12 protein-coding genes and 1 tRNA gene are annotated in these 13,641 nt (G+C 66.5%); 5 read left to right on the top strand and 8 right to left on the bottom strand.

Annotated features, from left to right (window positions below):
- Positions 1-7: 7 nt before the first annotated feature.
- The 7 genes from NJG22_RS09860 to NJG22_RS09890 form a co-directional block, all read right to left on the bottom strand.
- Entirely contained in the window at positions 8-973 is a 966-nt protein-coding gene (locus NJG22_RS09860) for a spore coat U domain-containing protein (protein WP_253094159.1), read from the bottom strand.
- Positions 970-3,303, bottom strand: coding sequence for a fimbria/pilus outer membrane usher protein (locus tag NJG22_RS09865; protein ID WP_253094444.1), 2,334 nt, complete (start codon positions 3,301-3,303; stop codon positions 970-972). The genes NJG22_RS09860 and NJG22_RS09865 overlap by 4 nt, the downstream gene beginning before the upstream one ends.
- A 68-nt stretch (positions 3,304-3,371) precedes the next feature.
- The gene (locus NJG22_RS09870; protein WP_253094161.1) at positions 3,372-4,148 is read right to left on the bottom strand and encodes a molecular chaperone; all 777 of its coding nucleotides are present in this window, start codon (positions 4,146-4,148) and stop codon (positions 3,372-3,374) included.
- Positions 4,149-4,186: 38 nt separating this feature from the next.
- Complete coding sequence (locus NJG22_RS09875; protein WP_253094163.1) at positions 4,187-4,681, bottom strand: spore coat U domain-containing protein; 495 nt, start codon at positions 4,679-4,681, stop codon at positions 4,187-4,189.
- 5 nt (positions 4,682-4,686) lie between these two features.
- On the bottom strand, positions 4,687-5,220 hold the full coding sequence (locus NJG22_RS09880) for a spore coat protein U domain-containing protein (protein ID WP_253094165.1): 534 nt from the start codon (positions 5,218-5,220) through the stop codon (positions 4,687-4,689).
- A gap of 17 nt (positions 5,221-5,237) precedes the next feature.
- Positions 5,238-5,774: a spore coat U domain-containing protein gene (locus tag NJG22_RS09885; RefSeq protein WP_253094445.1), complete on the bottom strand. Its 537-nt coding sequence runs from the start codon at positions 5,772-5,774 to the stop codon at positions 5,238-5,240.
- Positions 5,775-5,798: 24 nt separating this feature from the next.
- Positions 5,799-6,326, bottom strand: a complete 528-nt coding sequence (locus NJG22_RS09890) for a spore coat U domain-containing protein (RefSeq protein WP_253094167.1) — start codon at positions 6,324-6,326, stop codon at positions 5,799-5,801.
- A 240-nt stretch (positions 6,327-6,566) separates the two neighbouring features.
- On the opposite strand from NJG22_RS09890, the gene NJG22_RS09895 reads away from it, so the two are divergent.
- Genes NJG22_RS09895 through NJG22_RS09905 form a run of 3 tightly spaced genes read left to right on the top strand, consistent with a single transcriptional unit; the run spans position 6,567 to position 11,689 of the window.
- Positions 6,567-8,816, top strand: coding sequence for an ATP-binding protein (locus NJG22_RS09895; RefSeq protein WP_253094169.1), 2,250 nt, complete (start codon positions 6,567-6,569; stop codon positions 8,814-8,816).
- Between the two features lie 15 nt (positions 8,817-8,831).
- The gene (locus NJG22_RS09900) at positions 8,832-9,293 is read left to right on the top strand and encodes a response regulator (RefSeq protein WP_253094171.1); all 462 of its coding nucleotides are present in this window, start codon (positions 8,832-8,834) and stop codon (positions 9,291-9,293) included.
- Between the two features lie 11 nt (positions 9,294-9,304).
- The gene (locus tag NJG22_RS09905) at positions 9,305-11,689 is read left to right on the top strand and encodes a hybrid sensor histidine kinase/response regulator (protein ID WP_253094180.1); all 2,385 of its coding nucleotides are present in this window, start codon (positions 9,305-9,307) and stop codon (positions 11,687-11,689) included.
- Positions 11,690-11,769: 80 nt separating this feature from the next.
- Here the strand turns inward: NJG22_RS09905 and NJG22_RS09910 are convergent.
- Positions 11,770-11,844: transfer RNA gene (locus NJG22_RS09910), tRNA-Gln, on the bottom strand.
- 319 nt (positions 11,845-12,163) lie between these two features.
- Between NJG22_RS09910 and NJG22_RS09915 the strand changes: the two genes are divergently transcribed.
- Together NJG22_RS09915 and zapE are read left to right on the top strand one after the other, a co-directional pair.
- Positions 12,164-12,406 carry a hypothetical protein gene (locus NJG22_RS09915; protein WP_253094182.1) on the top strand — a complete coding sequence of 81 codons (243 nt, stop codon included), beginning with the start codon at positions 12,164-12,166 and terminating at the stop codon, positions 12,404-12,406.
- 108 nt (positions 12,407-12,514) lie between these two features.
- A complete protein-coding gene (gene zapE / locus NJG22_RS09920) occupies positions 12,515-13,615 on the top strand; it encodes a cell division protein ZapE (protein ID WP_253094184.1) in 1,101 nt (366 codons plus the stop codon).
- Positions 13,616-13,641: the final 26 nt, after the last annotated feature.

A 13,641-nucleotide genomic window follows, 5' to 3' on the forward strand; every position in this document is an offset into this window, starting at 1 on the left:
GTGTCACTCAAAACTGCACATCCAGGATCACGCTGTCGGTATAGCTCGCCGCCGGCGGCGTGGCCTGGTCGGTGTAGACCTTGGCGTTGTAGTTGAACACCTGGCTGCCGGTGCCGGTGCCATTGCCCGGATTCACATCGGCATCGCTGCTGGCCCGCCGCGCCGCGCCCACCGAACCCCAGCGCACCGCGCCGGCACTCTTGAAGATGTCGTACGCCAGGTAGTTGTTGCTGCTGGACTTCATCCGCCGCCGCCCGCCCGAGACGTTCTGCCCGTCATCCAGCCCCACCGTGTAGCTGCTGCCCTTGGTGCACGACAGGCTGACGTTCTGGTTGACCGCGGCGAACCCGGCCACCACCGGCGCACTGCCAAAGCTGATGTTGGGGGTGGTGATCTGGCAATCGTTGCTCACCGTCAGGCTGACATTGAGAGTCTTGCTGCCACTGCCGATGTCGCGGCCCAGGCAGATACTGCCGATGCCGATGCCGGAGCAGTAGTTCCAGCTCCAGGCCACGGTCAGGGTCTCCTGGTACAACCCGGCGGCGACGTTGCTGCCGACCTGGGTGCGCAGGTAGATCGGCACGGCCTTGGGTGTCGGCCCGCTGAGCAGCCCCAGCAGGTCGATGATGCCATTGCGAGCAAAGTCGAAGGCCACGCCGCGGGTGATCGGGTAGTTGACGCTGTTGTCGGCGTACAAGGTGTAGTTGATGACATCGCCGGTCGGGCCGACCAAGCCGCCGGAGGCCGGGGTGATGGTGGCGTAGAAGTGGTCGTTGCTGGTCAGCAGGCTGAGCAGCGAGCCGGTGCACTGCAAGCCTGAGTTGCTGCTCGAGGCGGTCTGCACGGTGGTGCGCAGCAGCGTCGAGTTAAGCGTGCCGAACGCCGCCGGCGTGGTCGCCACCGACGAACACAGCGCCCAGGCCTGGCCGGGCAGCAGGAACACGGCCAGCAGACAGCGACGCAGCCCGCTCATCGGCACACCAACGGGCCGATCAAGGGGATCGGCCCCTGCCCTTCGGGCAGGTCGAACGCCACCTGGCAGTGCCCGCCGTCGGCCTTGTCCACGTGCAGGCGGTTGTGCGCGGCGAGATTCTCCAGGTATACCAGGCCATCCCAGCCCACCACCGCCTCGCCACCGCTTTCCTGGTGCAGCACCCGGCTGCCCAACTTGAGTTCCTGCTGCTGGCCATCGACCAGCACCAGGCTCGCCGCCAGCACCTGCCTGAGCGGGAACTCCAGCAGGTAGCCGCTGCCCCGGCGCACGGCCACGCGCTGCTCCACCTGCGGCGCCAGGACATCGGCCGGCAGCTCCATCGGGTCGATCTCGTACTTGCCCCGGTAATAGCCACTGCTGTACGGCACCAGCAAATGACCGTTGCGGTCGGTCCGGCCAATCTGCTGGTTCTCGTAACGCACCGGCACATCGGCATAGCCACGGGTGCTGACCACCACGAAGGCATCGTCGATGCGGTTGGCGGCGAACAGCCCGGCATCCATCAGCACCAGCGAGCCGCTGGCATCGGCCCAGCGGGTCATCTCGCCGCTGCTGCCGTACAGCCCAGCCTGCAACTGCACCGATTGCAGGCGCCAGGTCAGGTCGGCCTGGCGGTAGTCCTGGGTGTTGCCGCCGGTGGCATAGCCGAGGTTGTAGCCGACCCCGCCGCCCACCGGCACCGCCTGGCTGTAGTTGACCCGCTGCAGGTCCTGACCGTCCTTGCTGCGCTCGGCGCTGAAGGCCAGGGTGCCGCGCAGGTCGAACGGGATCACCAGCTGCGCCTGCACCGCCCATTGGCTGTCGCCGACTTCCCGGTTGGCCGACAGGTACAGGCTGCTGCTGCCCCACAACGGCTTGCTCCAGCTGAGGTTGAGCAGCCGCGTGCGCGTGCCGTCGCCGGCACGCACATCGAAATAACCGGCACCTAGGCTGCCGTAGCGGTCGAGGTTGAGGCTCAGGGTGGCCTGCTCGCTGCGCCGGCTCAGGCGGGTGAAGGGGTTGTCCACCAACGACAGGTCGGCATAGTCGCCGTGGCGCTCGATACGCTGGTAGTTGAAGCCTATGCGCCGGCTGTTGTACTGATAGCCCAGCGCCACCTGCTGGCCGCTGTCGCCGTCGAAGCGGCTCTGCGCCAGCGCCGCGTTGAGCACGCCATAGGTGCCCAGGCGCAGGTTGCCGCCCAGGCCGCCGAGCTGCATCGACTCGGCGGTCTCGGCGTGGGTCTCGAGGGTGAAGTAGTCGGACACGCCATGGCGCAGGCTGGCCGTGGCCACCCCCGGGCCATAGGCGAAGTCGCGCACGGCGTAGTCGCGGCGCAGGCTGCCGGCGGCCACCGAATAGTCCGACAGGCCCTTGGCCAACAGGCTGCTGGTGACATAGAACGGCAAGGTGGTCGAAACCTGGCGGCCAAGGGCGTCGGTGGTCACCACCACCGCCTCGCCGGCACCGTTGATGAACGGCACGTTGGTCAGGGTGTAGGGGCCGGGCTGCAGCTCGGTGCTACTGCTTTTGTAGCCATTGATGAACAGGTCCAGCGAGGTCGGCACCGCCGCCTCGCCGGCGAACGCCGGCAGCGGGTAGGTGACCAGGTCCGGGCGCGCGCCGAAGTCGCGCGACAGCTGCAGGCCGCCCATGCGCACCGAGGTGGTCCATGGCAGCGCGCCGCTGACCAGGTCGCCGACCTCGTAGGTCAGCAGGCGCTGCTCGTCGGTCTGGCGAAAGGTCGTGTCGTAGCGCAGGAAGCCTTGGCGGGTCTGGCTCTGCGTGCCATTGAACGACTGGCGCCATTGGCCGGTGGTGGAAAAGGTGCCCCAGTCGTCGAACAGACGCAGTTCGTTCCAGGCCGCCAAGTAGGTACCGCCCTCGTCGGTGTCGTTGAGGTAGGCATCGTAGTTGAGCAAGGCACCAAAGCTGGTGCGCGCCGCACTGGCCGGATACAGGTTGCGATCACCCACGCGCTGGTCGGGCAGCCAGGCCGGCGGCACTTGCAGGAGCAGGCGCTGGTTCTGGCTGTCGTAGTCGCTGTGCAGGCCCGCGATATCCTCCAGCGCCACCTCGCCCTGGGGATCGCCCGGCAGCGTCACGCCCGCCGCGCGCAGCACCTCGCTGCCCAGGAACAGGCGCCCGGCGCGCTGCTGCACCGGCACCAGCTCAGCCTTGGCCACCTGGTTCACCAGCAGGTCGAGGTACAGCGTGGCATCGGCAACCACCGCACTTTCCGAAGGCGGTGGCGGCAGCGCGTCGGCCACACCGCTGCCGGGCCCCAGCACCGCCAGGCCCAGCCACAACCGGTGCGTCGCCCCCCGCACCCAGCTCACACACGATTTCCAACCATTGGCGGGTCCTCCCTGGCCCCTGCGACAGCTTCACACCTGGGTTACTGGCCTTGCCTGATGGCCTGCGCCACCTCCTGGCCGTTGATCCGGCCCTTGAGCACGCTGGCCGCCCCCGGGGCGACCGGCACCGGCCAACGCATGCTGGCGCCAGGCAGTACATAGCCAAGCAACCCCTCGACCAGGGGCTTGTCCTGGCCGGCCTGTTGCAGCACCACATCGGTCAGCCGCGCATGCACCGGCCCGCTGTTGCGCAACTCCACATAGGGCTTGCCTTGCACCGTCACCGCGCGCCAGCTCAGTTGCGGCTTGCCGACCCCTTCGGCGCTGCGCTTGCCCTCTGGATCAGGCTTGCCCCACAGCCCATCGCCATAGACGAACAGCGGCACCGAGTAGCGCATCTGCAGGCGGATCGCCGCCTTGGGCCCCTCGCTGGCGGCGTCGGCCGGCAACGGCGACGGGATCTCGTCGATGATGATGCGATAGGCCAGCTCCTGACCGGCCGGCGAGCTGGCGGTGCGGGTCAGGCGGATCAGCTGCTTCTGGCCCGGCGCGATCGTGGCCACCGGCGGACTGCCGATGATGTCGCGCTGGGCCTGGAACTGCTCCTGGTATTCGCCCTGGCGCCAGGCGAACACCCGCACCTGCAGGCTGGCCGGCGCCGAGCCGCGGTTCTCCAGCCACAACGCACCGGCTTTCTGATCGGCCTCCAGCACCGGGTCGATCGGCCAGATCAGCACCGATGTGGCAGCGAAGGCCGGCGCGCTGGCCAGCCACAACACCCCGATGATTCCTCGCGCCCACTTCGCGCCTGCCCCCATGCCTCTCTCCTTGCTGGTTCTTGTGGTTGCCGGCGGCTTCACCAGCTCACCGTCACTTGCACCACATCGGTATAGGTCCCGGCCGGCAGGGTGCCGGTCAGGGCGGTGCGCCCATAGACCGGCAGCTTGATCGCCGTCGGATCGCTGTAGCTCAGCGCCACGCTGCCGCCGATGCCCAGGCTCTGGCTGAACGCGGCGTCGCGAAACAACTGGTAGGCCAGCAGCTGGGTGCCGCCCGTGCGTTTCAGGTTGCGCGTGCCGGCGGCGCTGTTCTGGCCGCCGTCCAGGCTCATGCTCAGGGCCACGCCGGGGGTGCACTGGAAGGTCACCGTGGTGCCGCCGAGGGCGCTGCTCAAGGTGGCGGTGGACAGCGCCGAACGGGTGCCGAAGTCGAGCACGCCGTAGGCCGTCACGCCGCCCACCACCAGGCAGCCGGCAACGATCTGCGCGCTCACCTGGAAGGTGCTGCTGGTGGCCGCCTGGGTGCCCTGCGTCAGCGCCAGGCACAGGCCAAGCGCCAGCAGCCGCGCCATGCGCTTCAGAAGCTCAGCTCGACCGCCACCGTGTCGGTGTACACCCCGGCCGGCAAGCCGGCCTTGCCGCGCGCCTGGCCGTACAGGTTGACGGTCTGCGCAACGCCGGTACTGGTCGGCAGGGTGATGGTGCCGTCGATGGCCAGTAGCTGCGTGTGCCCGGCGTCGGTGTAGAAGTCGTAGGGCACGAAGTTACCGGCGCCGTCGGCCAGGGCCCGGGTGCCACCGGCGGACTGACTGTCGTGGCTGCCCGCGCGCACCTTGATCACCGGTACCGTGCCCGCCGAGCAGAGGATGCTCATGGCCCCGCCGCCACCGCCCAGCACCTGGCCGTTGGCAGTGGTGAACAGCGAGTCCTGGGTGCCGAAGTTGAGGCTACCGAAGTTCAGCCCCGAGGTGCCGCCGGTGCCATTGACCTGGCAGGCCGACGTCAAGGTCAGGGTCGAACTGATGGTGCCGGTCACGGTGGCGGCCTGGGCGTGAGCCGCCAGGGCGAGGCCAAGGCCGACGAGCATGCAGCGAGTGATGTACACGGGCATAGAAATCTCCTTGCGTGTTACCAGTCCAGGGTCACCCTGAGGGTGTCGCGATACAGCCCGGCAGGCAGCGCGCGCGGCTGCGCGATGACCACGCCGTAGATGGGCACAGGTACTTGCTGGGTGCTGCTGATGGTGAAGGTTCGCGCCTGGCCGATGCCGTAGCGGCTGTTGCCGCCTGGGTCGATGGCCAGCTGGTAGGGAATCAGCTCGCGGCCATTGCTCAGCCGGCGCACGCCGTCGCCGCCATTGAGGCCGCCGTTGATACGCACGCTGAAGGCGCGCACCTGGGGCGTGCAACTGATCTGCAGGCTGCCATCGCCACCCGCCTCGTCGACCCGGCTGGTCAAGGGCCGGTCCCAGGTCGGGCCCCGGGCACCGAAGTCGAGCAGGCCAGGGTTGCCCAGCGAAGCCGGCTGCTGCGGGTCGCTGCTGATCTGGCAGGCGGCACTGACCACCAGCCGCGCCTGAATGAAGCCGGTACTGCTGCCATGGGCCACGCCAGCGGGCAACAACAGCGGGCCGAGGGTGAGCAGCAGCAGTGAAGTACGGTGCAGCGCGTCCATGTGCGGTGCCTCCTCCTACCAGGTGACCGTGACTTTGAGCAGATCGGCGTACAGCCCGGCGCGCGGGACCCAGGCCAGCTTGTCGATCCTGGCGTACAGCGGCAGTTCCACCACGCCGCTGTCCGGGACCCGTGCCGCTTGTGCGACATTCACCGCCAGTGGCTGGCGCCAGCTGGCGTCAGCGTACAGGCGGTACGGGATCGGCCGGGATCGGGCGTCGCTGCTGGCCAGGTAGCGCAGCTCGCCGACACCGCCGTGCTGGCCGCCGTCGACGCGCACCTGGTACGGGGTGTCGGGGTTGCATTCCAGGCGTGGCGGACGCTGGCTGAGCAGCACGCCGCTCAAGGGCGCATCGGCGCCATCGAGGCGCGGCGCGGCCCCCAGGTCGACGATACCCAGGGCCTGGGCACCGGCATCGCGTTGCTGGCCGACCAGCATGCAGCCACGCTGCACCAACACCTGGACCTCGACGAGAAAGTCTGCGGCCAGGGCGCTGGAGCAGGCACACAGGCCCAGCAGCACGACGACTACGCGTTCCAACACCAGCGGCTTCCTTGTTTGGAGGGCTTGAGCTTGAGCGTAGCAGCGCGATTGGCTGACGACTGCGCGGCCCTACCCTTCTTTGGCATTAATGAAAATGGCTGGCGCCTACCGACAACAGGGTTCAACGAAACCTCTGCGCCGAACGCACCTCCAACACCCAGACACCGGCAAAAAGACCGGCCTTCTGATACCGTGCATGGCAAGCTGCAACCCGTGCACAGGCCTGACAGGAGTTTTCCCTTGAGCAACGCGCCCACACCACTGGACCAAGCCATCGAGCGCTGTGCCGAGGAACCGATCCAGGTCCCGGGCAGCATCCAGCCCCAGGGGTTCCTGCTGGTGTTGGACGAGACCGCGCTCGAGGTGCTGCAGGCCAGCGAAAACGTCGAGCAGTGGCTCGGCCTGCGCGCCAGCGAAGTGCTCGGCATGCCGTTCCACGCGCTGGTGCGCGAAGGCTTCGAGCTGCGCGATCAACTGGCCCAACTGCCCGATGCGCAGGCGTTTCCCTTCCATATCGGCGATCTGCACCTGCGCCAGGACGCGCCCTGCCAGGGCCAGCTGCGGGTGCTCGCGCACCGTCACCAGCAGCTGCTGATTCTCGAGTTCGAGCCCAGCCAGCGCCATAACGGGCCACTCCAGGGCGACTACTACCCACTGGTGCGCGCCTTCGTCGGTAGCTTGCACCAGGCCAACAGCATCGAAGAGTTGCTGCAGCACTCGGTCGAGCAGATCAAACGCATCACCGGCTTCGGCCGGGTCAAGGCCTACAGCTTCGACAGCGAGGGCAACGGTACGGTGCTGAGCGAACTGGCCGATCCCGGCTACCCCAGCTACCTGGGCTTGTGTTTTCCGGCCTCGGATATTCCGCGCCAGGCCCGCGAGCTGTATCGGGTCAACCGCATCCGCCTGATCGAGGACGCCAACTACCAACCTTCGCCGTTGCATCCCACCCTCAACCCGCGTACCGGGCGCCCCCTGGACATGAGCTTCGCCACGCTGCGCAGCGTATCGCCCGTGCACCTGCAATACATGCGCAACATGAACACCCTGGCCTCCATGTCGCTGTCGATCGTGGTGGACGACAGGCTGTGGGGGCTGATCTCCTGCCACCACGCGCAACCCCGCGCGGTCGACTTCCAGACCCGCACCGCCTGCGAACTGCTGGCCAGCGTGCTGTCGCTGCAGATCGAATCGCGCGAGTCCCACGACAGCACCCGCACGTTACTGGCGCTGCGCGAACGCATCGTGCGCATGCTGGCCTCGATGGCCGACCACGACAGTGTCAGCGCAGGCCTGCTCGACCTTCCCGAGGTCCTGCTGGCCTTCGCCGGCGCCAGCGGCGCGGCGATCATCAGCGCCGAACGCTGCGACCTGATCGGCGACACGCCCTCCGAGGCCCAGGTCACCGCCCTGGTGCACTGGCTGTCCCGCCGGGGAGACGAGCTGGTGTTCCATACCGACAACGTCGGGCGGGACATCGACGAACTCCCTGAACTGGCCGACCAGGTCGGCGGCGTGCTGGCCGTGGCGATTTCCCAGATCCACTCGCACTACCTGGTGTGGTTCCGCCCGGAGCAGGTGCGTCGGGTGAACTGGGCCGGGCGCCCCGACAAGACGATCAGCCCCCTGGGACAACTCAGCCCGCGCCACAGTTTCGCCCGCTGGCAGGAAGTGGTGCGCGGCTTCAGCTTGCCCTGGAGCCCGATGATCCTCGATGCGGTGCTCGAGCTGCGCAGCGCTGTGCTCGGTATCGTCCTGCGCAAGGCCGAGGAACTGGCGCAATTGGCCGGCGAACTCAAGCGCTCGAACAAGGAGCTCGAGGCGTTTTCCTATAGCGTGTCCCATGACTTGCGGGCGCCACTGCGCCATATCGCCGGCTATTCGGAACTGCTCGGCGAGATCGAAGGCGAACACTTGAGCGAACGTGGCCGCCGCTTCCTCACCCACATCAGCGAGGCCGCGCATTTTGCCGGTTCGCTGGTGGACAATCTTCTAAACTTCTCGCAAATGGGACGCTCCGCCCTACGCCTGTCGGACGTCGACCTCAATGCCTTGGTAGACAGCATTCGCGTCGAGCTCGAGCCGGACTACCAGGGGCGTGAAGTCATCTGGGAGGTCGCCCCCTTGCCCAAGGTCATCGCCGACCCGGCATTTATCAACATGGTGTTGCACAACCTGCTGTCCAATGCCATCAAGTACAGCCGCGACCGTGCCCCGGCGCGTATCGAGATCGGCGCCGTGCAACACGAGCGGGAGACGGAAGTGTATGTTCGCGACAACGGCGTCGGCTTCGACATGACCTACGCCAACAAACTGTTCGGTGTGTTCCAGCGCCTGCACCGCATGGAGGATTTCGAAGGCACGGGTATCGGCCTGGCCAGTGTGCGCCGCATCATCGAACGCCATGACGGTCGGGTCTGGGCCGATGGCCAACCTGGCCAGGGCGCCAGCTTCCATTTCGTACTTCCGCGCTTCCAAGCGCACTCTTGAGGCACCGTTACCCACATGCTCAAACCTATCCTGCTGGTCGAAGACAACCCCAGGGACCTGGAGTTGACCCTCCTTGCACTGGAGCGCAGCCAGTTGGCCAACGAAGTCATCGTGCTGCGCGACGGCGCCGAGGCACTGGACTACCTGCTGCGCCGCAACAGCTATGCCGAACGCGACGACGGCAACCCCGCGGTATTGCTGCTGGATCTCAAGCTGCCCAAGGTGGATGGCCTGGAAGTGCTCAAGCAGGTGCGCGATACCGCAGAGCTGCGCAGCATCCCCACCGTGATGCTGACCTCCTCGCGGGAAGAGCCGGACCTGCTGCGGGCCTATGAACTGGGTGTCAATGCCTATGTGGTCAAGCCCGTGGAGTTCAAGGAGTTCGTCGCCGCCATTTCCGAACTGGGGGTGTTCTGGGCCGTGCTCAATGAACCGCCACCCGGCTCGCTGCGCCTGAACCGGCGTAGCAAGCATTGAGCGCCGCGACGATGCCGAACACGCCCATCAGGCTGTTGCTGGTCGAAGACAGCAGCCTGGACGCCGAACTGACCCTGCTGCGCCTGGAACGCAGTGGGCTGCACGTGCAATCGCGACTGGTCTTCGACCACGTCGGCGTGGAACACGCCCTGCTCGAAGCCAGCTATGACTTGATCCTTTGCGATTGCGTGCTGCCAGGTTCATCCGGGACCGATGTGCTGGCGATCGCCCAGCGCCTGGCGCCGGATGTGCCATTCATCTTCCTCTCCGGCATCTATGGCGAAGAGCACGCGGTGGAGATGATCCGCCTGGGCGCTACCGATTACCTGCTGAAAAAGAACCTGCCGCTGCTGCCCAAGGCCGTACGCAGGGCCATGACCGAAGTGCAGGAGCGCCAGCGCCGGCGCCGCGCCGAAGAAGCGCTGGCGGACGTCGAGGCGCGTGCGCGCATCGCCATCGACGCGGCAGGCATGGGGACCTGGGACTTCCGCCCGCAGGATCAGCTGCTGCTGTGGGATGACCGCTGCAAGACCTTGTTCGGCCTGCCGACCGATACCGAGATGACCCTCGAGGTCTTCTATGCCGGGATCTACCCAGACGACCGGGCGCGGGTGCGCGACGCCGTCGAGCAAGCCATGCAACCGGACAGCGACGGCCTGTATCGCGCCGAGTTTCGCATCGACCAGCCGGCTGGGTTGGAGCCACGCTGGCTGCTTTCCAGCGGCCAGACCCAGTTCGTCGACGGACGCTGCGTGCGTTTCTCCGGGGTATTGCAGGACATCCATCAACAGCGCCAGGCCACCCGCGCGCTGGAACAACTCAACGAGATGCTCGGCGAGCGGGTCGAGCGCCGAACCCGGGAGCGTGACCGCGCCTGGGAGTTGTCCCAGGACCTGCTGGCGGTGCTGAACAAGGACCTGACCCCCGTGGCCCTGAACCCAGCGTGGGAAGCCAGCCTGGGCTTTACCCGTGAGCAACTGGGACGCATCTCGCTGTTGCAGCTGCTGCCTGAAACCGACCAGGATGGTTTTCTCGCGGAGCTCGCCGCACTGTCGCTGGGTCGTACCAGCGCCCGCTTCGTTGGCCGCATCCTGCACGCTGGCGGCCAGCAGCGCTGGTTGTCCTGGGTGGTAGTGCCGGACGACAGCATGCTCTACGTGGTCGCCCGCGACATCACCAGCGAGCGCGAGGCGGCCCTGGAGCTGGCCGAAGCCAACGCGCGCCTGCGCGAGCAGATCGCCGAACGCGAACGTATCGAGGCCGCGTTGCAGCAGATGCAGCGCCTGGAAGCGGTCGGTCAGCTCACCGCCGGGGTGGCGCACGACTTCAATAACCTGCTGACGGTGATTCTCACCGGGGCCAGCTTCTTGCAGCGCGACCTGGAACGCGGTTCCGTGGACAAGGCGCATAGCCGCCTGCAACACATTCGCGAAGCCGGCGAGCGCGGCGCCAAGCTGACCGCGCAACTGCTGGCGTTCTCGCGCAAGCAAAGGCTCGAGCCGGTGCCGCTGAACCTCAACCGCACCCTGTCTGGCCTGGAAGAGCTGTTGCGGCGCACCCTGGGCGGCAGCATCTCGGTGCGCCTGGACCTGGACCCCCGCCTGTGGCAGGCGCTGATCGACCCGACCCAGACCGAGATGATCATCCTCAACCTGGCCATCAACGCCCGCGATGCGATGCCCGAGGGCGGCCAGCTGACGCTGAGCACCCGCAACAACCGGGTCAGTGCCCGCCCGCATCGCCCAGAAGACCCGGAGCCGGGCGAATACGTGGTATTGTCGATCCGCGACAGCGGTTGCGGCATGAGCGAGGAGGTGCTGGCCAAAGTGTTCGAGCCGTTCTTCACCACCAAGGATATCGGCAAGGGCTCGGGCCTGGGCCTGGCCCAGGTGTTCGGCTTCGCCAAGCAAAGCGGTGGCGGGGTTCGCATCGAGACCGCACCGGGCCGTGGCACCCAGGTCACCGTGTACCTGCCGGCGGTCCATCAACAGGCCGTGGAGATCGCCCCCGAACAGGACACTTCCAGCGCCTTGGCGCAACGCGTGGTTGACCGCCATGTGCTGTTGGTGGATGACGACCACCTGGTGCGCGAAATGATTGGCGACGTCCTGCGCCGCTATGGCTGCAATGTGCGCCAGGCCCACAGCAGCGAGCAGGCGCTGGCGTTGCTCGATGAACAGGTCGAGCTGCTGCTCACCGATTTCGCCATGCCGGAGTTCAACGGTGCGCAACTGGCGCTGGCCGCCCGCGAGCGTTTCCCCAGGCTGCCGGTGGTGTTTCTGACCGGATATGCAGAACTCCAAGGGCTGGAATTGCCGCACAGCGCGGTGATCCAGAAGCCGGTGAGCGAACAGCTGCTGGCCCAGGCCCTGGCAGAGCTGCTCGACCCGCGCTAGACGGTGTCCGGCGCGCCTGGCGCCGGACTTTTTCCCACGCAGAAACGAAAAAATCGCCTTTCGGCGATTTTTTCAAAATATGGCAGGGGCGGCTGGATTCGAACCAACGCATGGCAGGATCAAAACCTGCTGCCTTACCGCTTGGCGACGCCCCTGTAGAGACTGCTATCGCTGCGTGTGTCGCTGTGCAGCAATGGCGCGCACTTTAACAACGTTTTTCTAAGGTGGGAAGCTTTTTTTTAAAAAAAATCATACGAAAACAGCAAGTTAGTAGTTTTGCCCGATTTGCCGTTGATTTCTGTCGTCTCCTTGCCCTTAGGCCAAGCCGGTGAACACCGGTGCAACCCGCATCAGGCAACGCGACGCTCCGGCCAGGCGCCATTCGTCGCTTTTCCACCGCCTCGCTTCAACACATTCGGCTGCGCCCCTTCCAATCAGGTAGAGACCTATCTGCGCATTCACAAGGAGGGCGCCATGCCAGTTTCCCATGACCTCTACCAGGACCTGCACTACCCCCGCGAAATCGTCCAGCAGCGCCGTCAGCAGGACAAGCAACTCGACCGCCTGCTCGACGAGTACGTCGACATCGACAACCAGGTGCTGGCCGCCGAATCGATCTCGGCGGGCAACTTCGAGGACGAAGACCTGCGCCACCTCAAGGAACGCCGCCTGGCGATCAAGTACATGATCGAACGGCAACTGGCGCGCACCGACTGAGCGACCTATCACCTTTCGCGATCATTGCCCGACATTTTCTCGACTGGTCAAAATGCCTGCGCGCGCGCAAGCTGCGCCCTAGCCTGTTTCGACCGTGAGGAACCCACCGTGCCCACCTGGATACCCGCCGTGCTGCTTCGCCGCAGCCCTGCGCCCATCGCCCTGCTCGACGACTTCCAGGGCCGGGCGGCGGCGTGCGGCTATACCCTGAGCGCCGGCCAGCGCCGGGTCATCGAGGCCATGGCCACGCAACTGGCTGCGCTCGACCACGGCCGTGCACGCAGCCTGTACCTGCATGGCGCCGTGGGGCGTGGCAAGAGCTGGTTGCTCGACGGTTTCTTCCAGGCCGTGCCGACACCCGCCAAGCGGCGCCTGCACTTTCATGACTTCTTCGCCCGCCTGCACCAGGGCATGCACCGCCACCGCCTGCGGGACGATGCCCTCGGCGCGACGCTGGATGAACTGCTGGGCGATGTGCAGGTGCTGTGCTTCGATGAGTTTCACGTGCACGACATCGGTGACGCCATGCTGCTCACCCGTATGTTCGATGCCTTGTTCAGGCGCCATGTGTTTGTGTTGCTGACCAGCAACTATGCCCCCGAGGGGCTGCTGCCCAACCCGCTTTATCACCAACGCTTCCTGCCGGTGATCCGCCTGATCAACGGCCATATGCACGTGCTGGAGGTCGACGGCGAAACCGATTTTCGCAGCCTGCCGGCCAACCGCACGCAGCAGCGGTTCACCCAGGGGTATTACGTCTGGCCGGGGAACGCGGCGCAACGCCAGGCCTTGGCTATACCGCCAGCGCAGCCTTTGGTGCTGCAGATCAACCAGCGCCCGCTGCCGGTGCTGGCCGAGGCTGGCGGCCAGGTGATGTTCGCCTTCAGCGACCTGTGCGAGCAAGCCACCGCAGTCATCGACTACCTGGTGCTGGCCGAGCGCTACGAGCACTGGATCATCGACGGCCTGGACGACCTGGCCGCGTGCTCGTTGGCCGCGCAACAGCGCTTCATCAATCTGGTGGACGTACTGTACGACCAGGACCGTCAGCTAACCCTGATCGGTAAGCGGGCACTGGCCGAAAGCCTGGGCGGGACGCTCGGCGACCTGATGCGCACCCGCAGCCGGTTGGGGCAGTTGCATCAGCTCGGCGCCGGCGATCACCGGGCAAGTCGCAACGGCGCAGCATCGCTCCCACAGCTGTCCTGAAGGCGCCTGGTGGGAGCGACGCGGTG

Source organism: Pseudomonas sp. VA159-2, from assembly GCF_024126635.1.
In the GTDB taxonomy this organism is placed as follows: Bacteria; Pseudomonadota; Gammaproteobacteria; order Pseudomonadales; family Pseudomonadaceae; genus Aquipseudomonas; species Aquipseudomonas muyukensis.